This is a genomic window from Aeromonas sp. Prich7-2, from assembly GCF_017939255.1.
Classification (GTDB): domain Bacteria; phylum Pseudomonadota; class Gammaproteobacteria; order Enterobacterales; family Aeromonadaceae; genus Aeromonas; species Aeromonas caviae.
Genome location: NZ_JAGKRI010000013.1, coordinates 17677 through 36516, shown reverse-complemented (window position 1 = coordinate 36516; position 18840 = coordinate 17677). Strand labels below are relative to the sequence as shown.

Sequence of the window (18840 nt, the reverse complement as noted above, 5' to 3'; positions counted from 1 at the left end):
AGGGACTCAAACTTTCCGGGAGGACAGGCGTGAATGAAGTCGAGAGCTTGGTCGATACGCATAAAAAAATCCGAAACCCAACAAGGAGTTTCGGATTCTTACACAGCCTGAGGATCGGTCAATGGATCCTTAACTGATCGGCATTAAGGCATTCGCCTTCCTTTTTTGCCCGGGGCGGCCGCACTGGCCGCCCATGTGCCCCGTGACGGGGCGCTCGCCGGTCACGCCGCCTCGGCCAGCTCCTCCTCTTTTTTCTGGTAGGCCTGGGGGGAAAGCCCCAGCAGCTCCTGCACGGTGGAGGCCACCGTGATGGAGGAGAGCGTCCCCACCAGGATGCCCGCGAACAGGGTGAAGGAGAAGCCGTAGAGGGCGTCGCCGCCGAACAGGAGCAGGGCCCCCACGGTGAAGAGGGTGGTGCCCGAGGTGATCATGGTGCGGCTGAAGGTGGCCTTGATGGCCACGTCCGAGCACTCGTGGATCCCCATACGGGTACGCGACCCCAGCAAGTCCCGCAGCCGGTCCGAGATGACGATGCTGTCGTTGAGGGAGTAGCCTATCACCGCCATCAGGCCCGCGATGACGTTGAGGTCGAACTCGATGTCAAAGAGCGCGAGCAGCCCGATGGCCACCAGACCGTCGTGCAACACCGACACCAGGATGCCGATGGCCTGGCGCCACTCGAAGCGCACCGCCAGGTAGGCGGAGATGGCGAGCGAGGCCACCAGCACCGCCAGCATCCCCTGCTGGAACAGCTCCGCGCCCACCTGGGGCCCGACGATGGTGGTGCGCAAGAGCTCCACCGGCAGGGCGAGTTGCTGCCCCAGCATGGTCGCCAGATCCTCCGCCGCCCAGGGCAGCGCGTGGGGGGGCAGCTTGATGAGCCACTCGCCGGGCACACCGGCGCCGTGCAGCTCCACCACCCCCGCCAGGGGCGCCGTCAGCAGGGCGTTGAGCTCATGGGCCTCCTTCAGGGTCTGGATGCGAAACTCCAGCAGGATCCCGCCGGTGAAATCGAGCCCGAGGGCGAGCCCTTTTGTCGCAAGGACGGCCACGCAGGCCAGGGTCAGCAGCACGGAGGCCCACAGCCCGATATAGCGCCAGCGGGTCAGCCCCATGGCCAGGATCATTCTCAGCATTGTTCTTCCCTCGACGTCAGGTGGTTCAGACTTCCCGGCAGGAAGCGGTCGGTGCGCAGGTCATACAGACTCACGGGTGCGGCGTCATGGTGATGAAGTCGGTTCATGGTCATACCCTCAGCAGCTTGGCGCGGCTGTTGCCCCACAGGGGGTTGATGATGGCGCGGGTGCCCCAGATGCCGGTCACCATGCTGGAGATGAGCCCCAGGATCAGGGTGATGGAGAAGCCCTGCAGCGGCCCGGAGCCGATGGCATAGAGCACCACGGCGCAGATGAGGGTGGTGATGTTGGCATCGAAGATGGTGCGAAACGCCGAGCGATAACCAAAGTCGATGGCGTTGGCCAAAGACCCCCCTTCCCGCAGCCGGTCCTTGATCCGCTCAAAAATCAGCACATGGGTATCCACCGCCATGCCGACGGTGAGCACCAGACCGGCGATCCCCGGCAGGGTCAGCACGGCCCCCGGCAATACCGCCAGCATGCCCACCTGCATCAGCAGGTTGGCAACCAGCGCCGTGATGGCGACCCAGCCGAACTTGCGATACCAGGCCATCATGAACAGCATCATGCCCGCCATGCCGAACGCCAGGGCGGTGAAGCCCGCCTCGATGTTCTGCAGACCCAGGGTCGGGCCTATGCTGCGCTCCTCCAGGATCTTCAGCGGCGCGGTGAGGGCCCCGGCCCGCAGCAGCATGGCGAGCTCCTGGGCCTCGGGCAGGCTGCCAATCCCGGTGATGCGGAACTGGTTGCCAAGGGCGGTCTGGATGGTGGCGACGTTGATCACCTCGCTTCGGGCGCGCAGCTTGCCTTCGGCGTTGGTCTTGTACTCGGTGAAGACGGTGGCCATGGGCTTGCCCACGTGCTGGCGGCTGAACTGGTTCATCTTGCTCCCCCCCAGGGTGTCGAGCACGATGTTGACCTGGGGCTGCCCCATCTCCCCCATGTTGGCGCGGGCATCGACGATGTGCTCGCCGCTCAGCACCGGCTGGCGGGCCAGCCCCACCGCCTGGCCGCTGCGATCCGCCATGAAGAAGCGGCTGTCGGCCTTGGCTTCATAGAAGGCCAGGGACGCGGTGGCGCCGATCACCTCTTTCGCCTGCTTGGGGTTGTGCACCCCCGGCAGCTCGATGCGGATGCCGTCCTGCCCCTGACGTACCACCGAGGCCTCGACGATGCCGAGCTCGTTGATCCGCTTTTTCAAGATCGACAGGTTCTGGGTCACGGCGTTGTTCACCAGCAGAGTGCGCTCGGCGTCGCTCAGCACCAGGGTCAGTGCGTTGCCGGAACGGCTCAGTGTCCACTGATCCTGGCGGGTACCGGCACTCTCCTTGATGATGGAGAGCCAGGCCTCCTGCCCCGCCACGTCGGGCAGGGTGACGGCCACGCTCCCCTGGGCGGTGCGCATCACGCTGGCGCCGCGCAGGTTGGCCTCGCGAAAACGGGTGCGCAGGGTATCCACCAGGTTCTTGGTCTGGTTGTCGATGACGAAATCCACGTCCACCCCGATCAGCAGCTGGGAGCCACCGCGCAGGTCCAGCCCGAGCTTGATGGGGTCGGCGCCGAGCCGGCTGATCCAGGCCGGGGCGTTGGAGTAGAACTCCAGGGTCAGGGCGGCGCTGTCCAGCCCCTGCTGCTCCAGCAACTGCTTGGCCAGTTGCTGCTCCCCCTGGCTGGCGAACACCAGCGCCATCCGGCCACCCTGGGCGATCTGCTTGAGGGGGTCGATGTGGTTCTCGGCCAGCAGGGTGCGCTGCGCGTCGCTCAGGCGCGACTGGCCGTGCAGACCGAGGGAGGGCTGCTCACCGAAGAAGGTAGGCAGGGAATAGAACGCGAACGTGACCAGCATCAGCAGCAACAGGGCGTACTGCCACAGGCTCATGCGGTTCAACACGGTATGACTCTTTTTTCTCATGAAATCGGCCTCTGTCAGGCGATGGCAAGGGGCGACACCGGGGTCGCACCGTGCAAAAAAATGAAACAAGACAGCCTAGCCGTTCACTAAAAGTGAACAGCAACAGAGAGAAGATGAGGCAACAGGTGGCAAGCTGACCCCATCGGGATCAGGCGAGGAAGCTCTGGGCGAAGCGGTACTGCAGATGCCGGCGCTGCAGGCGGCGCCTGTGAATGCCGGCGAAGTGATCGCGAAAGCTCGTCCCCGGGTAGAAGAGGGCGGCATAGAACAGCAGGCCGCACAGCAGCAGCAGGATCGCCTGCTGGGACCAGCTCATCACCAGCTCGTAGACCACGCTGCCGGGCTGATGATCGCGGCTCAGGGAGTGCTCAAGGCGCAGCAGGTGATTCTGGTGGGAGCCGACGAACTTGACGATGCCATCGTCACTGCCGCTGACGCCGTGGGCCGCTGGGCTTGCGTCGGCAGGTGCCGCCCCCTCCGCCAGCGAGTGGGCCTGCTGGGCCGAGGGCTGGAACGCGGGTACCTTGACCCCCTCCACCGAGAGGGTAGAGAACAACAGTGCGAGGGTGATGAGCAGGGTCATCGCCGCCAGTTTCACGTTGTCGGTCAGGTTCAAAAGTTAATTCCCACACAATAGAAAGGGCAAGCTACCACAGCCTGCCCCACAAGAACAAGGGCGGCAGGCCCGGGGCCCGCCGCCCTTGTGTTGTCTCATCGCGTCCTCAGCGGCTGCGGGTCATGCCCTCGAAGTCCTCGGCATAGTCCTTGAGCAGGGTGTAGAGGTGGGCCCGCTGGGAGAGATCCATGGAGTGGCTGAGATCGCTCAGCCACTGGATGGTGCGCTGGCGGGACTGGTCCGTGTAGCCGGTGAAGCGGCCATCCATCAGGCCGTCCCCCTGCTGGAGCAAGCGGGTCAGCTCCTGGCCGAAATCCGGGCTCTGGCGCTGTTTCATCAGCCGATCCAGCTCCTTGGTCCAGGCCTCCTGAAAGTCGAGCCAGGGGGCCATCATCTCGTATTGCCACTCGGCCCACTGCGTGATGAGAGGCTCCTGGGCCGGCTTCACCTTGCCAATCCAGAACACCAGGCGCTCGTTCATCTTCTCCCGAAAGCCCTTGATCATCTCAGCCTTCGACTGGGTGGCAAAATCGTGCTGGCGCTCCTGCTGGCGCTTCACCCGATCGGCCATGAAGCGAGCCACCTGCTCGTCGGTCAGGGTCTTGGCGAGGCGCACCGTGCGGGGAATGGCGTTCTCCAGGGTGCGGGTCAGGCTCGCCTGGGTTCTGTCCAGATGCAGGGTCACCTGGGCCGGGCTCATGGGGCTGGCCACCGCCTTGGCCAGGGCGTCGAGATCCCGGGCATAGATGGGCAGCTCATGCTGCCGGTGCCAGGCCATCAGCCCCTTCACCTCCTGGTCCAGCAGCTTCTTCTGGCTGCGGTCCAGGGAGAAGTAGTCGTCCAGTTGCCAGACGATGGCCGAGTCGAGCCAGTAGTAGATCACCCGGGTGGCGCAACCCGTCAGCAGCAGGCAGAGCAGCAGCAGGCTCCAGCTACGCGGTTGACGCCATGAGAATGTGGTCACCATGCATGCCTCCCATTCATTGAATACACGCGTCGCGCGGGCCGTTGCCGGGCATCACTCCAGGCGCTGGCGGTTGATGTCGATCAGGGCCTGATACTCGGGCCCGGGTTGCTGTTCGGCCATCAGCAGCGCCCACAGCAGGCCGATGTAATCGACCCAGGGCAGGAAGGCATCGGCCTGGAATCCCCGGGGCCCCAGCCCCGTCGCTGCCCCGTCCATGGCTTCAAGATAGCAGCTCTCCAACTGGCACCGCTGCTCTTCGCTCCAGCCGTGGGTGCGCTGAATGCTGGCGACCTCGAACCCAGGATGACCGGCGGCGCCGTACTCCCAGTCGATGACCCAGGGCCGCGCCCCCAACAAGTTAGCCGGATTGAGATCGTGATGGCAAGGGAGCCAGCAGTCGTCCGGCTCCCGGCTCGCGAGCAGGGCCCGCTCCAGGGCGGGCAGCCAGGGAGGGATATGGGCCAGACGCTGCCGATACCCGCCGCTGTGAGCCCGCACCGCCATCACCACGGTCGGCACCGGCAGGCGGTGCAGCCGCACCAGCACATCCGCCATCAGGCGGGGCTGCGCGGCGAGAGGCGGCGCCTGCTCGGCCCAGTTGGGTTCGTCGCACCACGCCAGCAGCATCAGGCCGGTGGCGGGATCGCCGTGATGACAGGGCAACGCCAGCCCCTGCCCCACCGCCCCCTGGTAGAGCTGCCACTCGGTGGCCCGGTCGATGCCAAGGCGCACCGGATCCGGATGACCGCGGCGCAGGAAGGCCTGCTCGCCAGTGGGGAGACAGAGCCGGTAGTTGCCGTTGGTCAGGCCCTGGCCCAGCGGCTCAAGGCGCCCCTGATCCCAGGGCGCCGGCAGGCTGGCGAGGAGCGCCAGCTCCGCCAGATCCCCCTGCCCCCGCGGGTCCTCACCAGCCAAAGGTGGACTTCTTGGCCTGTTTGCGGATCTCTTTCTGATCGGCCCACAGCAGTTCGCCGTTCTCCACATCCATCAGGTTCATGGTCATCTGGTAGTAGACGTCCTTCACCTTGCCGTTGTCCTTGACGATGCTGGCGAGGTTGCCATAGACCATGTAGCGGGCACCGGTCTGCTTGCCGAGCCGCACCATGGTGGCGGGATCCACCATGCCGCTGCCCTGCTGGTATTCGAGCTGCTGCTTGACCGCCGCCACCTTGCTCATGTCCACGAAGCGGAACTTGCCCGAGCGCAGCAGCTTGGTGCGGATAGTGTCGGTGATGGCCTCGGTGTCGATGTGCTCCGAGGTCTTGTTGCGGATGGAGTCCATGAACATCACCGGGCGGCCCCCGGCGGTGATCTCGCTGGTGGCCGGGGACGCCAGCATGGAATCCGCCATCTTGTCGGCGATGGCCTGCAAGTCGGAGGAGCCGTAATCGACGGTCACCGTCTCGGTCTCGGTGGGATCGCCATAGCTGACGGTGGTGCTGGAGCAGCCGCCCAGCAGCAGGGCGCCGGTCAGGATCAGCAGGGCATGATTCATTTTCATCAGTAGGATTCCTCCATCACTTCGCGAACGTAAATCCGGTAACCCCGGGCGGCCGGGCTCGGCGCCAGGGCGGACAGGGTGCGGGTCTGGTAGCCATGCAACTTGAGGGGGGTCCAGCCGCGGCCATCGCTGGCCACCTCCTGCCCCGCGTCGTCATACCAGTAGAAGAGATATTGCAGCCTGTTGTCACCACGCTGGGTGCTGGCCGCCGCCACGTTGACCTGCAACAGGCCGTTCTGCTGGCGCCGGCTGAGTTCGGTCAGGGTGACGTTGACGTTTTGATGCTGCTCGGCCACCGCCGCCGCACCGGCCGCGCCATAGAGCGCCACGCCGGAAGTATTGGTGGCACAGCCCGCCAGCAGCAGAACCAGGCCCAGGGCCAACCCTTGTGCTTTCATCTTGCTCTCCTTGCCGGTGGCCGTCGGCCCGACCGGTCATTCATCTGAGTTGCCATATCCGGTTCCCCCTAGAGGGGCATCACCCGGGTCGTGAGCCCGCTCCCCAGGCGCTGTACCCACACCAGGGTGGTGCGCCCGGCGTGGACGCTGAGTGGCAGGGTACGCATGGCGCTGCCCGCCCCCAGGGTCAGGGTGACGTTCCCGGCCGGGACCATCCCCTGCCAGCTCGAGGCCTTGGCGGGCAGCGTCAGCCAGCTGCGGGTATCCGCCCGCTCCGAGAGGGTGTTGAAGATCCCCACCAGGATGTTGCCCACATCCCCCCCCTCCTTGGCGGCGGTGCGCCGCACCTGCTCCTTGGCCACCAGCCGCAGGGCCTGCCGGGTCAGCATGCCAGGCAGCCGCTCCTGCAGATCCTTGGCCGCCAACGCCTCCAGCCTCACCAGCTCGCTGGTCTGCGCCACCCCCTTGCCCACCGACAGGGTGAGCGGGGCGCCGTCGCTGGCCCGATTGTCGTAATAGGGCACCGCCACGGTAAAGGTACGAAAATCGCCGCTGGAGGTGGAGATGGGCAGCGGTAGGAAGAGCTCACGGCGCGCCGGGATGAGGCCATCTTCAAACAGCACCACCAGCTGGCCCTGATCCTTGGCCAAGGGCGGCGCCTTGCGGCCCATCCGTTGCTCGGTCTCCTTGAGCTCCTCGGGAGAGCCGCGAAGCCGGGCCAGGCGCAGCAAGGCATCCTGCAGGCTCTGGTTGTCCGGCGCTATCTGGTAGCCGCGCTGGTAATCGACCCAGGCATCGTTGAGATCCCCGGCCGCCTCGTAGAGCACGCCGGAGAAATAGAAGGTGTAGGCGTTCTGGAAACCGTTTTTCACCTGGCCTATCAGGCGATCGAGCTCGGGGGCGCCGCGCGACATCAGCTGGCGCATCTCCCCGGCTTCGTCCTCCTGCTCCCCCTCCTGCGCGGCCTTGCGCACCTCGTCGGCCCGCCGTTTAAGGGCCTGCTCCTGCACCTGGTTGGCACGGCGCACCTCTACCAGGGCGCCGTCGGCATCCCCGCGCTGCAAGTAGTTGAGCGCCAGATAGTGGTGCAGCATGGTGCGCTCGTAATCGGGCGCCTGGTAAGCCAGGGTCTGATCGTTGGTGAGCAGGCTGCCCGCCTGGGCCAGTCCCTGGCTCAGGCGGTACTCGGCCTGATTGTCTTCCCACGCAAGCCGGCTGTCGGCGGTGGCAAAGGCCTGCTTGCTGGGGCCGTCCTGACCCGCCAGCCAGGCGATGCGCCCCTTCTCCAGCTGGTCGAGCACGAAGGTGTCGTCCCCCGGGGTCGATTCGCGCACCTCGGGCAGGGCTTCGGCGGCATGGCCCAGCAGCAGCTGGTTGCGCAGAGGCACCATCTGATCCGAGTAGGAGACGAACATGTCTTTCCACTGGGAGGCACAGCCTCCCAGCAGCAGACCGGCCAACAGCAGGCCGGTCGACGGGACGAGGCGCATCACAGGCTCAGCAGGGGTCCCAGGGGCTCGCCACCGACCAGGTGCAGGTGGATGTGATAGACCTCCTGCCCGCCGTGGCGGTTGCAGTTCATGATGAGGCGGTAGCCGTCCTCGGCGATGCCCGCGTCGCTGGCGAGCTTGCGGGCCACGGTGAACATCCGGCCCAGCGCCAGCTCGTGATCCGGCTCCACATCGTTGACGGTGGGGATGAGCACGTTGGGAATGATCAGGATATGGGTCTTAGCCTTGGGCTGGATGTCGCGAAACGCGGTCACCAGATCGTCTTGATAAAGGATGTCGGCGGGGATCTCCTTGCGGATGATTTTGCTGAAAATGGTTTCTTGCGCCATGGGTAACTCCTTTATAGGAAAAAGAAAATTCAATACAAAGCTCAAGCGGCTCCCAAACAGGCCGCCGCAACGCGCCAAGTGTGACACAAGCCGACATTTGGCACAGCCGTTGTCCCAATCGCTTCAGTTATTGTGAAGAATACCGATAGCGAGGAGACGTCCCGCGAACCACAACGGCATCCCCTTCGGGGCATGCAGGGTATCAAAGGGACGGGGTACTCAGGCAAGGGACTTTTGCACAGACAGCGGGACAATAATGAAACAAACAATGTCAGACCTCTCGATCCTACAGAGAGTCTATCTGGGCTTTGCCATCCTGGTCGCCGTCATGGTCGCCAGTGCGGTACTGACCTTTCGCGGCCAGAGCGAACTCAGCGGCGCCCTGGATCAGGTGACCCAGGAGTCCATGCCGCTGGTACTCGCCAGCAGCCAGACCCAGATAAGCCTGCTCAGCGCCAACAAATGGCTCACCGACGTGCTGACCGAGCAGGATCTCAAGCAACTGCCGGCGGAAGTGGCCGAGTTGCAACAGGCCAAGGGCCAGGTCGACAAGATGGTCGCCAGCCTCAAGCAGCAGGTGGCGGTGCATCCCCAATTGCAGGCGGACATGACAGTCCTCGTCAAGCTGGTGGATGACTACCTGCAACTGACCCAGACCCTGCCCGGCGAACACGAGGCCCTGCTCACCCGGCTGCACAAGGTCAATCAGGCCAAGGGCCAGTTCCAGGTCAGCCTGCCCCAGTTCAAGAAGAACCTGGGGGACATGATGGTCACCATCGACGACAGCTTCATCAAGATGCTCTCCGAGACCCTGACCACCAAGCTATCCGCCATCGAGCTCTCCACCATGGATGCCCTCAACCAGAGCATCCCCGCCCCCATCGAGGCGGCGCTCAAGCGCAACAAGATGCAGATCGAGGGCTTCAACAGCACCATCAAGGATCTCCAGGGGGAGCTCAAGGACTTCGACAACAACATGGGCCACTACGTCCATGGCTTCGTGCGCGACACCACGGGCAATGACGGCGTGCTCTCCCAATACCTGGCCCTGATGAAGCAGCAGCAGGCCATGCGCGAGCAGAGCAAGCAGGCTAGCCAGCTCATCCTCAGCATCCAGAACAAGCTGGAGGGGATCACCGCCCAGAGCCAGCAGCTGATGAACGCCAGCATCCAGGCCTCCGATCGGGTGCAGACCCAGAGTACCCTGACCCAGGGGATCAGCATCGCCATCGCCATCTTCGTCGCCATCCTGGTGGCCTTCACCCTGGGCAAGGCCATCCGCCGCCCCCTGAAAGAGCTGCTGCGGGTGCTGACCGAGGTGACCCAGGGTGACATGACCCAGCGCGTCGGCTTCAAGAGCCAGAACGAATTCGGCCAGCTCGCCAGCCAGATCAACCTGCTGATCCACCAGATGGGGGATGTGCTCAAGCAGCTCTCCCAGGCGTCGACCCAGCTCAACAGCGCCGCCCACGACAACCGCCACACCACCGAATCGGTGCGGGCGGATCTGGAGAAACAGCGTCAGGAGACCGCCTCGGTCGCCGCCGCCATGACCCAGATGGAGGCCTCGGTGCGGGAGGTGGCCCAGGCCGCCAACCAGACCCTGGAGCGGGTGCAGGATGTGGAGAAAGCCTCCGAGATGGGGCGCAAAGTGATGGCAGGCAACATCACCACCACCCACCAGCTCGCGGGCAAGCTGCAGCAGACCGGCAAGGTGATTGGCGACGTGAGCGCCATGAGCGGCCAGATTGGCAACATCCTCGACGTCATCCGCGGCATCGCCGAGCAGACCAACCTGCTGGCCCTCAACGCCGCCATCGAGGCGGCCCGCGCCGGCGAGCAGGGACGCGGGTTTGCGGTGGTGGCCGACGAGGTGCGCAACCTGGCTGGCCGCACCGCCCAGTCCACCAGCGAAATCCAGACCATGATCGAGAACCTGCAGCAAGGCGTCGCCCGGGCAGTCAACGTGATGCAGGAGTGCTCCCGCGAGATGGACAGTTGCGTGGATCAGAGCTCCCAGGCCAACAACGCCATGGAAGAGGTACAGGGCATCGTGGTGCTCATCAGCGACATGTCCAGCCAGATAGCCTCCGCCGCCGAGCAGCAGCAGGCCACCAGCGCCGACATCGCCACCAACCTCAACCGCATCTCCGACATCTCGGATCTCAACTATCAGGGCATAGAGCGGGTCGCCGAGACCAGCAAGCAGCTCGACTCCCTTGCCGAGCAGCAGGAGGGGCTGGTCCAGCGCTTCCGCCTCAGTGCCTGATGGCCACGACCCGATACGACAAGGCCCCGCATTGGCGGGGCCTTTTCATGGCAGCGAAGAACCTGGCTCAGGCGTAGGCGATGGCGCCCTTGCCGACCCCTTCATAGGCGACAATCTTGACGAACTTGTCCCCTACCTGCTTCTTCACCTCGCGGGCGATGTAGTGGGCCAGCAGCTCGATGGTAGTGTCGGTGTCGATCATCTCCACCTCCACCGCCGGCATGGCGAGCTGGAACAGCCCCTGGGGCGCCACGTACTTGAAGCCGATGTAGTGAGCGTCCCCTTCTTTCAGTGACGCCTCGGCCCGCTTGCTCAGGGCGAGTTCGCCAAGGGCCACTCTGTCCTCTTCGGTGCCCAGGTAGATGTCGGCCCAGCGCTCGGCCCAGTTGAACTCCAGCTCCTCGTCACGCTCTCCATCCACCAGGATCTCGACGGGAGAGCGGTGGCCGTGGGCGATGCGCTGGCAGTTGCCGTCGTGCTTCTTGAGGCCGTGGCTGTAGTGGTAGAAGGCGCCCTCGATGCGCTCCGAACGCAACGTCAGGGAGAGATCCTTGATGTTGCCGGGCAGACGCTTGGCCAGTACCCCCAGCAGATAGCGGGTCACCGACTCTTTATCCACCTGGGGGGCGGGAATGAAGGCAAACCCTTGGGTCGGGCAGCGCAGGTGGATGGCGCGACCCGGACGCAGCAGATCCACGGTACTCTCGTCGTTGTCCAGCGCGTGGACATGGACCAGGGGACATTCCGTCGGCACCAGCAGCTTGTGATCCACCTCTTCATCGATGATCGACTTGATGAGCTTCTTCACCCGACCGAAGTCCAGCAACATGCTCATCTCGTTGAGCTCGCCGCTCATCTCGATGTCCACCAGCCAGCTCTCGCCCACCATGCCGCGGCGCTCGCATAAATAGCTGGAATCGATCACAGTCAAATCTCTAACAAATAACTTCATTACTCAGGCCTTGCTACAGAGAAAGGGCGGTTTGCGCTATTATGACCCGCGATCACTGACAAAGGAACCGGACTCCCCCATGAACAAATTGCTTATCAAGAATGCCACCCTGGTCAACGAAGGCCGCATCTATGCCTCCGACGTCCTGATCGAGGGTGAGCGGATCGCCCGCGTCGCCCCGGACATCAGTGCCCCCGATGCCGTGGTGATCGATGCAACGGGCCGTCATCTCATCCCCGGGATGATCGATGATCAGGTCCACTTCCGGGAACCCGGCCTGACCCACAAGGGAACCATCGCCAGTGAATCCCGGGCCGCCGTGGCCGGTGGCACCACCAGCTTCATGGAAATGCCCAACGTCAATCCCCAGACCACCACCATCGAAGCCCTCGAAGCCAAATACCAGATCGCCGCCAACTCCGCCGCCGCCAACTACAGCTTCTACCTGGGTGCCACCAACGACAACCTGGAAGAGATCAAGAAGCTCGATCCCAAGCAGTCCTGCGGCATCAAGATCTTCATGGGGGCCTCCACCGGCAACATGCTGGTGGACAACCAGGAGACCCTGGCAGCCATCTTCCGCGAGAGCCCGGTGATGATCGTCACCCACTGCGAGGACACCCCGTCCATCAAGGTGCTGGAAGACGAAGCTCGCGCCAAGTGGGGCGAAGACGTGCCCATGCGCGAGCACGGCCGCATCCGCAGTGCGGACGCCTGCTACAAATCCTCCAGCATGGCGGTCTCCCTGGCCAAGCAGTACGGCGCCAAGCTGCACGTGCTGCACCTGACCACGGCGAAAGAGCTCTCACTCTTTACCGCCACCCCGGATCTGAAGGATCTCAAGGACAAGAACATCACCGCCGAAGTGTGCGTCCACCACCTCTTCTTCAACGAGGCGGACTACGACACCCTGGGCAGCCAGATCAAGTGCAACCCGGCGGTGAAGAGCGCTGCCGACCAGCACGCCCTGCTGGATGCGGTACGCAACGACGTGCTCGACATCATCGCCACCGACCACGCTCCCCACACCTGGGAAGAGAAGCAGAACAGCTACTTCAAGGCGCCCTCCGGCGTGCCCCTGGTGCAGCACTCCCTGCAGGCGCTGCTGGAGCTCTACCACAACGGCGTCTTCTCGCTGGAAACCATCGTCAAGAAGACCTCCCACGCGGTGGCCGAGCGCTTCCAGGTGCAGGATCGCGGCTACATCCGGGAAGGTTACTTCGCCGACCTGGTGCTGCTGGATCTCGGCAAGCCCTACGTGGTCACCGACAGCAACCTGCTCTACCTGTGCGGCTGGTCCCCGTTCAACGGCTACCGCTTCCAGAGCACCATCGAGATGACCCTGGTGAACGGACAAATAGCCTGGCAGAACGGCCAAGTCACCGACAAGGTATTGGGCAAGCGACTCACCTTCAACCGCTGATCTGGATGATGACCGCTTCCAGCGCGCCCTGCTTGAGATGACCCTGGTCAACGGGCAAATAGCCTGGCAGAACGGCCAAGTCACCGACAAGGTATTGGGCAAGCGTCTCACCTTCAACCGCTGATCTCGGCTTGAGAGCATCACGCCAAACGGCCACCTCCGGGTGGCCGTTTTTCCTGCAAGACAGCGGTGAGGTGCCGACAAAATGCACCACTGGTCGCACTTTGATCCGAAGTTGCTCGCAAAGCAGGCAAACGATCTCGAACCTGAATTTCCCCTGTTGACAGGGTCGGGGCATCTCCATAAACTCCCTCCCCGTCAGCCGAGCTGACTCCGTCGGTGTGTAGCGCAGCCAGGTAGCGCATCTGCATGGGGTGTAGAGGGTCGGAGGTTCGAATCCTCTCACACCGACCAAATTCCCCGAGAAAGGCCTTGTCAGACGACAAGGCCTTTTCTTTTATGGTCTTCCACCGCGATTGTCTCTCCGATCCCTTTGTGCTGTAGTAAAACCCCCTTTGCCAAGCGGCCCGCATCATGTTGCCTTCCCTTCGTACTTTCTGCACCCTTGCCCTCAGCGCCCTGCTGGTCGGCCAGCTCGCGGGCTGCGCCACCGCCTATGACAGTGAAAAATCGTTCTGGAATGGCCAGACCGGTTTTTCACAGACCCAGCTTGGCCCAGCCCGCTGGCAACTGGAGTTTGTGGGAAACGATCTGGTGGACAGGGAAACGGCGCGCAAATACGTGCTCAAGCGGGCCGGTGAGGTGGCACTGGCAAAGGGATACCCCTGGATTCGGGTCGAGACGCTGACCCTGTCGCGGGATGCCGTCAGGGTCACCCCGACCCGCCCCCAATTCGGGTTCGACGAGTACGAGCCAGACACCTTCATGGACGACATGCAGGTGGAACATCGCACCTCGGCCCTGCTCGTCTTCACCCTGGAGGCCAGCCCCCGGGACGCACAGAGCATGGAAGCCGTTTATCTCGCAAAAATTAAAATAAACAGCGATTAATACAAATAAATCACAAGATGCATATCAAATGCAGCTAACAATAGCGCAAAACTCCGAAACAAGTCACTGGATTTCCCCTTCGCGATTAGGCATGCTCCAGCACACCGGCTGTCTGGATTCCACCGCCCGGATCACAAAAAAGGACTGAGGCGGCCCCTCGCCGCCTGCACAGGCATTGCACCTATCGAAACCGGAACTCCCCCATGAAAATGAACAAGTTGACCGTTGCCATCCTCATTGCGATGTTGCTTGGCATCGTGACCGGGCAGGGTTATCGCCTGCTCGCGCCCGCACAGGCCGCAGGCTTTGCCGATGACATCACCCTGCTGACCGACATCTTCCTGCGCCTCATCAAGATGATCATCGCCCCCCTGGTGTTCACCACGCTCGTGGTCGGCATCGCCAAGATGGGTGACACCCGCACCGTGGGCCGCATCGGCGTCAAGACCCTGGGCTGGTTCATGCTCGCCTCCCTGATGTCTCTGACCCTGGGGCTGGTCATGGTCCACCTGATGCAACCTGGGGTGGGGCTCTCCCTCTCCCTGCCCGATGACGGCGCCAGCTCCGGCGTGCTTGCCACCGCCATCTCCCTCAAGGATTTCGTGACCCACGCCATCCCGAAAAGCGTGGTCGAGGCGATGGCCACCAACGAGATCCTGCAGATCGTGGTCTTCTCCCTCTTCTTCGGGCTGGCCGCCGCCGCCCTGGGGGACGACGCCAAGCCCGTGGTCAAGCTGATGGCCAGCGGCGCCGAGATCATGCTCAAGGTGACCGGCTACGTGATGAACTTCGCCCCGTTCGCGGTGTTTGGCGCCATCGCCGCCATGGTCGCCAAGGAGGGGCTCGGCATCCTCGCTACCTATGGCACCTTCATGGCCCAGTTCTATCTGGCGCTCGGCTGCCTATGGCTGCTGCTCATCGCCATGGGCAGCCTCTTCATCCGCCGCCGCATCCTGACACTGCTCGCCCTCATCCGCGAGCCCATCCTGCTGGCCTTCTCCACCGCCAGCTCCGAGGCCGCCTACCCCAAGACCCTGGACAGGCTGGAGAAATTTGGCTGTGACAAGCGCATCGCCAGCTTCGTGCTCCCCATGGGCTACTCCTTCAACCTGGACGGTTCCATGATGTACTGCACCTTCGCGGTGATGTTCATCGCCCAGGCCTATGGCATCGAGCTCTCCACGGCCCAGCAGATCACCATGCTGCTGCTGCTGATGGTCACCTCCAAGGGAATGGCCGGGGTGCCCCGCGCCTCCCTGGTGGTGATTGCCGCCACCCTCAACCAGTTCCACATCCCGGAAGCGGGCATCCTGCTGCTGCTCGGTATCGACCACTTCCTCGACATGGGGCGCTCCGCCACCAACGTGCTGGGCAACGCCATCGCCGCGAGCGTGGTGGCCAAGAGCGAAGACAGCCTGGGGGAGACCGCCCCCCTCGGCGAGGTGGACACCGCCAAGGCGTGATCCCCCCTGACCCCCATGACAACGGCCCGCTTCTGCGGGCCGTTGTCATATGCCTGATGGGGCACGCCGCGCCTCAGCACCAGCGCCTGACCTGTCGGCAATAGTCGTCATAGGCATCGCCGAATTGTCGCCGCAGCGCCTGCTCCTCCGCCAGGATCTGGAAGCGGGTAAGCCAGCCCCAGAGCAGCAGCGGCCCGAGCCACACTGCCATGCCTCCCAGATAGCACGCCAGCGCCAGGGTCCAGCAGAGCAGCCCCAGGTACATGGGATTGCGGCTGATGCGATAGACGCCCCGGGTCACCAGCACCCGGCTGCTCTCCAGCCGCTGGGGGTGCACAGTGGTGCGCTGCTGCCAGAAATGCAGAAGCGCACCGCCCCCCAGCAGGGCTCCCGCCAGCCACAGCGTGGCGACCAGCACCAGCCACAGGGGCGCCGCCCTCCCCTCACCCCGCCCCAGCCACATGGCGAGCACGATGACGACGAACAGCAGCAACGGTGGAATCCGCAACGTCAGCTTCATATTTTCTTCCTGCAACACGTGCCACGATTGACGCCGTTGAGATACACTCCCAGAGTCGGCATCTGGATAAAAAGTGAAATATATCATTAGCATAGCAACATGCTATGACCAGCCCTGCCGCAGCTCGCCTCAGCGATGAGCCCAGCCTCAACTCAAGACAATAAGAAAGGACTTGCCCCATGCACAAGAAAACACTGCTCGCGACCCTGATTTTTGGCCTGCTGGCCGGCCAGGCGGTCGCCGCCCCCTATCTGCCGCTCGCCGACGACCACCGCAACGGTCAGGAACAGACCGCCGCCAACGCCTGGCTGGAAGTGGATCTCGGTGCCTTCGAGCACAACATCCAGACCCTGAAAAATCGCCTCGGTGACAAGGGCCCGCAGATCTGCGCCATCATGAAGGCGGACGCCTACGGTCACGGCATCGACCTGCTGGTCCCTTCCGTGGTCAAGGCAGGCATCCCCTGCATCGGCATCGCCAGCAACGAAGAAGCACGTGTTGCTCGCGAGAAGGGCTTCGAAGGTCGCCTGATGCGGGTGCGTGCCGCCACCCCGGATGAAGTGGAGCAGGCCCTGCCCTACAAGCTGGAGGAGCTCATCGGCAGCCTGGAGAGCGCCAAGGGGATCGCCGGCATCGCCCAGCGCCATCACACCAACATCCCGGTGCACATCGGCCTGAACTCCGCCGGCATGAGCCGCAACGGCATCGATCTGCGCCAGGACGATGCCAAGGCCGATGCCCTGGCCATGCTCAAGCTCAAGGGGATCACCCCGGTCGGCATCATGACCCACTTCCCGGTGGAGGAGAAAGAGGACGTCAAGCTGGGGCTGGCCCAGTTCAAGCTGGACTACCAGTGGCTCATCGACGCCGGCAAGCTGGATCGCAGCAAGCTCACCATCCACGCCGCCAACTCCTTCGCAACCCTGGAAGTGCCGGAAGCCTATTTTGACATGGTGCGCCCGGGCGGCATCATCTATGGCGACACCATTCCCTCCTACACCGAGTACAAGAAGGTGATGGCGTTCAAGACCCAGGTCGCCTCCGTCAACCACTACCCGGCGGGCAACACCGTCGGCTATGACCGCACCTTCACCCTCAAGCGCGACTCCTGGCTTGCCAACCTGCCGATGGGCTACTCCGACGGCTACCGCCGCGCCATGAGCAACAAGGCCTATGTGCTGATCCATGGCCAGAAGGCCCCCGTCGTGGGCAAGACTTCCATGAACACCACCATGGTGGACGTCACCGACATCAAGGGGATCAAACCCGGTGACGAGGTGGTCCTGTTCGGACGCCAGGGTGATGCCGAGGTGAAACAATCTGATCTGGAGGAGTACAACGGTGCCCTCTTGGCGGACATGTACACCGTCTGGGGCTACACCAACCCCAAGAAGATCAAGCGCTAAGCAAATTGCTGACATGAAAAAGGGCTCCCGAGGGAGCCCTTTTTACTGCGCCGTTCACGCCGCCTTTTTGCGGGTCATCAGCAGACTCAGCCCCATGGAGGCCAGCAGGATCAGCGCCACCACGCCAAGGGCGATGCCGGTCGGTATCTTGAAGATATCGAGCAGCAACATCTTGACCCCGATGAACATCAGGATCAGCGCCAGGCCGTATTTGAGCAGGGCGAAGCGATCGGCCACCCCGGCCAGCAGGAAGTACATGGCGCGCAGCCCCATGATGGCGAAGATGTTGGAGGTGAGCACGATGAAGGGATCCGTGGTCACCGCGAAGATGGCCGGGATACTGTCCACCGCGAAGATGAGGTCGCTCACCTCCACCAGCACCAGGATGAGCAGCAGCGGGGTCGCGTAGCGCACACCGTCACGCCAGACGAAGAACTTCTCCCCCTCCAGCGTCTCGGTCACCTTGAAGCGACGACGCATCCAGCCGAGCAGGGCATTGTTCTCGAGATCCGGCTCCTTGTCGGCCGCCCACAGCATCTTGGCACCGGTCAGCAGCAGGAAGGCCCCGAACAGGTAGAGGATCCAGTGGAACTGCTCGATGAGCCAGCTGCCCGCGAACACCATGCCGGCGCGCATCACGATGGCCCCCAGTACCCCGTAGAGCAGGACCCGGCGCTGCAGCTCCGCCGGGATGGCGAAGTAGCCGAACAGCATCAGCCAGACGAAGACGTTGTCCACCGCCAATGCCTTTTCGATGAGGTAGCCGGTGAGAAACTCCAGCCCCTTCTGGTTCGCGATTTCGCGCCCGGCACTGTGATCCAGCCAGAGCCAGATGGCCAGGTTGAACAGGAGCGCCACGCTGACCCAGATGAGAGACCAGATGCCCGCCTCTTTCAGCGACACCTTGTGCGCCTTGCCGCCACCGACAAAGCGGATATCAATCCACAACAGGACCAGCACTATGCTGAAGAAACCGGTCCACATCCACCATTCACCCATTTTCACTTCTCCCAAAACGACAAAACCCACGGCCGGGAGGCAGTGGGTTCGCGTTTGGAGCAGATACACCTTGCCTCTCGGCAAGGTCTCACTTACAGCCAATGTACATCGACTGCCCGGCTGCCGGGTGCACTGCAGGATATGGGTGCACCGTAATGACGACAAACCGGCGAGAAGTTACTCCCCTTGTTGCGCGGATAGTAACAGCCTCGAAAGGTGACGCCAAGGGGCATCTTCACCGTCCCATGAAAAAGGGGCGCCACCTGGGCGCCCCTCGCAATATGGCTCTCCTTAGAACCTGTCGACGAGCTGTCACGAGAGGTCGTCAACAAGGTAAAGAGCAGCGCAGGAACCGGAATGTATATGAATACATGAGCACTCTTTGTTACAAACAAGCGAGCAGCGCATGAGCCTTGATCACGGCCTC

General features: G+C 63.3%; 18 protein-coding genes and 1 tRNA gene. 6 read left to right on the top strand and 13 right to left on the bottom strand.

What is annotated here, in order from left to right; genetic code table 11:
* Window positions 1–221 precede the first annotated feature (221 nt).
* The 9 genes from secF to hinT all read right to left on the bottom strand — a co-directional run bounded on the left by secF (window position 222) and on the right by hinT (window position 8370).
* A complete protein-coding gene (gene secF, locus J9892_RS03750) occupies window positions 222–1136 on the bottom strand; it encodes a protein translocase subunit SecF (protein WP_029314368.1) in 915 nt (304 codons plus the stop codon).
* Between the two features lie 109 nt (window positions 1137–1245).
* Window positions 1246–3048 (bottom strand): protein translocase subunit SecD, encoded by a 1803-nt coding sequence (gene secD / locus J9892_RS03745; protein ID WP_029314367.1) that lies wholly within the window; start codon window positions 3046–3048, stop codon window positions 1246–1248.
* 148 nt (window positions 3049–3196) lie between these two features.
* A complete protein-coding gene (locus tag J9892_RS03740) occupies window positions 3197–3664 on the bottom strand; it encodes a hypothetical protein (RefSeq protein ID WP_041212852.1) in 468 nt (155 codons plus the stop codon).
* 106 nt (window positions 3665–3770) lie between these two features.
* Window positions 3771–4631 (bottom strand): DUF6279 family lipoprotein, encoded by an 861-nt coding sequence (locus J9892_RS03735; RefSeq protein WP_041215412.1) that lies wholly within the window; start codon window positions 4629–4631, stop codon window positions 3771–3773.
* A gap of 51 nt (window positions 4632–4682) precedes the next feature.
* The gene (locus J9892_RS03730) at window positions 4683–5546 is read right to left on the bottom strand and encodes a phosphotransferase (protein ID WP_041212851.1); all 864 of its coding nucleotides are present in this window, start codon (window positions 5544–5546) and stop codon (window positions 4683–4685) included.
* Window positions 5536–6132 carry a penicillin-binding protein activator LpoB gene (gene lpoB, locus J9892_RS03725; RefSeq protein WP_010674346.1) on the bottom strand — a complete coding sequence of 199 codons (597 nt, stop codon included), beginning with the start codon at window positions 6130–6132 and terminating at the stop codon, window positions 5536–5538. The genes J9892_RS03730 and lpoB overlap by 11 nt, the downstream gene beginning before the upstream one ends.
* Entirely contained in the window at window positions 6132–6530 is a 399-nt protein-coding gene (locus J9892_RS03720) for a YcfL family protein (RefSeq protein WP_041212850.1), read from the bottom strand. The genes lpoB and J9892_RS03720 overlap by 1 nt, the downstream gene beginning before the upstream one ends.
* A gap of 68 nt (window positions 6531–6598) precedes the next feature.
* Complete coding sequence (locus tag J9892_RS03715) at window positions 6599–8020, bottom strand: hypothetical protein (protein ID WP_041212849.1); 1422 nt, start codon at window positions 8018–8020, stop codon at window positions 6599–6601.
* Window positions 8020–8370 (bottom strand): purine nucleoside phosphoramidase, encoded by a 351-nt coding sequence (gene hinT / locus J9892_RS03710; RefSeq protein ID WP_010674343.1) that lies wholly within the window; start codon window positions 8368–8370, stop codon window positions 8020–8022. The genes J9892_RS03715 and hinT overlap by 1 nt, the downstream gene beginning before the upstream one ends.
* A 256-nt stretch (window positions 8371–8626) precedes the next feature.
* Between hinT and J9892_RS03705 the strand changes: the two genes are divergently transcribed.
* Window positions 8627–10639 (top strand): methyl-accepting chemotaxis protein, encoded by a 2013-nt coding sequence (locus J9892_RS03705; RefSeq protein WP_041212848.1) that lies wholly within the window; start codon window positions 8627–8629, stop codon window positions 10637–10639.
* 67 nt (window positions 10640–10706) lie between these two features.
* On the opposite strand, the gene J9892_RS03700 is transcribed toward J9892_RS03705, so the two are convergent.
* A complete protein-coding gene (locus J9892_RS03700) occupies window positions 10707–11591 on the bottom strand; it encodes a 6-carboxytetrahydropterin synthase (RefSeq protein ID WP_161648123.1) in 885 nt (294 codons plus the stop codon).
* A 79-nt stretch (window positions 11592–11670) separates the two neighbouring features.
* Between J9892_RS03700 and J9892_RS03695 the strand changes: the two genes are divergently transcribed.
* On the top strand, window positions 11671–13014 hold the full coding sequence (locus J9892_RS03695; protein WP_041212846.1) for a dihydroorotase: 1344 nt from the start codon (window positions 11671–11673) through the stop codon (window positions 13012–13014).
* Here the strand turns inward: J9892_RS03695 and J9892_RS03690 are convergent.
* Entirely contained in the window at window positions 13004–13318 is a 315-nt protein-coding gene (locus tag J9892_RS03690) for a hypothetical protein (RefSeq protein WP_041212845.1), read from the bottom strand. The genes J9892_RS03695 and J9892_RS03690 overlap by 11 nt on opposite strands.
* 33 nt (window positions 13319–13351) lie before the next feature.
* On the opposite strand from J9892_RS03690, the gene J9892_RS03685 reads away from it, so the two are divergent.
* The 3 genes from J9892_RS03685 (at window position 13352) to J9892_RS03675 (ending at window position 15488) form a co-directional block, all read left to right on the top strand.
* A tRNA-Pro gene (locus tag J9892_RS03685) sits at window positions 13352–13428 on the top strand.
* A 120-nt stretch (window positions 13429–13548) separates the two neighbouring features.
* Window positions 13549–14025, top strand: a complete 477-nt coding sequence (locus J9892_RS03680) for a hypothetical protein (protein WP_041212844.1) — start codon at window positions 13549–13551, stop codon at window positions 14023–14025.
* Window positions 14026–14228: 203 nt separating this feature from the next.
* Window positions 14229–15488 (top strand): dicarboxylate/amino acid:cation symporter, encoded by a 1260-nt coding sequence (locus tag J9892_RS03675; protein ID WP_041212843.1) that lies wholly within the window; start codon window positions 14229–14231, stop codon window positions 15486–15488.
* A 73-nt stretch (window positions 15489–15561) separates the two neighbouring features.
* On the opposite strand, the gene J9892_RS03670 is transcribed toward J9892_RS03675, so the two are convergent.
* Window positions 15562–16008, bottom strand: a complete 447-nt coding sequence (locus tag J9892_RS03670; RefSeq protein ID WP_010674336.1) for an isoprenylcysteine carboxylmethyltransferase family protein — start codon at window positions 16006–16008, stop codon at window positions 15562–15564.
* A 179-nt stretch (window positions 16009–16187) separates the two neighbouring features.
* Here J9892_RS03670 and alr point away from each other — a divergent pair, with 179 nt between their 5' ends.
* Window positions 16188–17414 carry an alanine racemase gene (gene alr, locus J9892_RS03665; protein WP_201872437.1) on the top strand — a complete coding sequence of 409 codons (1227 nt, stop codon included), beginning with the start codon at window positions 16188–16190 and terminating at the stop codon, window positions 17412–17414.
* Between the two features lie 54 nt (window positions 17415–17468).
* On the opposite strand, the gene J9892_RS03660 is transcribed toward alr, so the two are convergent.
* Window positions 17469–18413, bottom strand: coding sequence for a TerC family protein (locus J9892_RS03660; protein WP_029314355.1), 945 nt, complete (start codon window positions 18411–18413; stop codon window positions 17469–17471).
* Between the last annotated feature and the right edge of the window lie 427 nt (window positions 18414–18840).

Bases quoted from the DNA above. Each gene is read 5' to 3' on its own strand.
- J9892_RS03705 (WP_041212848.1), top strand. From the start codon at position 8,627: ATGAAACAAACAATGTCAGACCTCTCGATCCTACAGAGAGTCTATCTG.
- secF (WP_029314368.1), bottom strand. From the start codon at position 1,136: ATGCTGAGAATGATCCTGGCCATGGGGCTGACCCGCTGGCGCTATATC.
- J9892_RS03715 (WP_041212849.1), bottom strand. From the start codon at position 8,020: ATGCGCCTCGTCCCGTCGACCGGCCTGCTGTTGGCCGGTCTGCTGCTG.
- J9892_RS03670 (WP_010674336.1), bottom strand. From the start codon at position 16,008: ATGAAGCTGACGTTGCGGATTCCACCGTTGCTGCTGTTCGTCGTCATC.
- J9892_RS03695 (WP_041212846.1), top strand. From the start codon at position 11,671: ATGAACAAATTGCTTATCAAGAATGCCACCCTGGTCAACGAAGGCCGC.
- hinT (WP_010674343.1), bottom strand. From the start codon at position 8,370: ATGGCGCAAGAAACCATTTTCAGCAAAATCATCCGCAAGGAGATCCCC.
- J9892_RS03680 (WP_041212844.1), top strand. From the start codon at position 13,549: ATGTTGCCTTCCCTTCGTACTTTCTGCACCCTTGCCCTCAGCGCCCTG.
- J9892_RS03675 (WP_041212843.1), top strand. From the start codon at position 14,229: ATGAAAATGAACAAGTTGACCGTTGCCATCCTCATTGCGATGTTGCTT.
- J9892_RS03660 (WP_029314355.1), bottom strand. From the start codon at position 18,413: ATGGGTGAATGGTGGATGTGGACCGGTTTCTTCAGCATAGTGCTGGTC.
- J9892_RS03700 (WP_161648123.1), bottom strand. From the start codon at position 11,591: ATGAAGTTATTTGTTAGAGATTTGACTGTGATCGATTCCAGCTATTTA.
- J9892_RS03690 (WP_041212845.1), bottom strand. From the start codon at position 13,318: ATGGAGATGCCCCGACCCTGTCAACAGGGGAAATTCAGGTTCGAGATC.
- alr (WP_201872437.1), top strand. From the start codon at position 16,188: ATGCACAAGAAAACACTGCTCGCGACCCTGATTTTTGGCCTGCTGGCC.
- J9892_RS03720 (WP_041212850.1), bottom strand. From the start codon at position 6,530: ATGAAAGCACAAGGGTTGGCCCTGGGCCTGGTTCTGCTGCTGGCGGGC.
- secD (WP_029314367.1), bottom strand. From the start codon at position 3,048: ATGAGAAAAAAGAGTCATACCGTGTTGAACCGCATGAGCCTGTGGCAG.
- J9892_RS03735 (WP_041215412.1), bottom strand. From the start codon at position 4,631: ATGGTGACCACATTCTCATGGCGTCAACCGCGTAGCTGGAGCCTGCTG.
- lpoB (WP_010674346.1), bottom strand. From the start codon at position 6,132: ATGAAAATGAATCATGCCCTGCTGATCCTGACCGGCGCCCTGCTGCTG.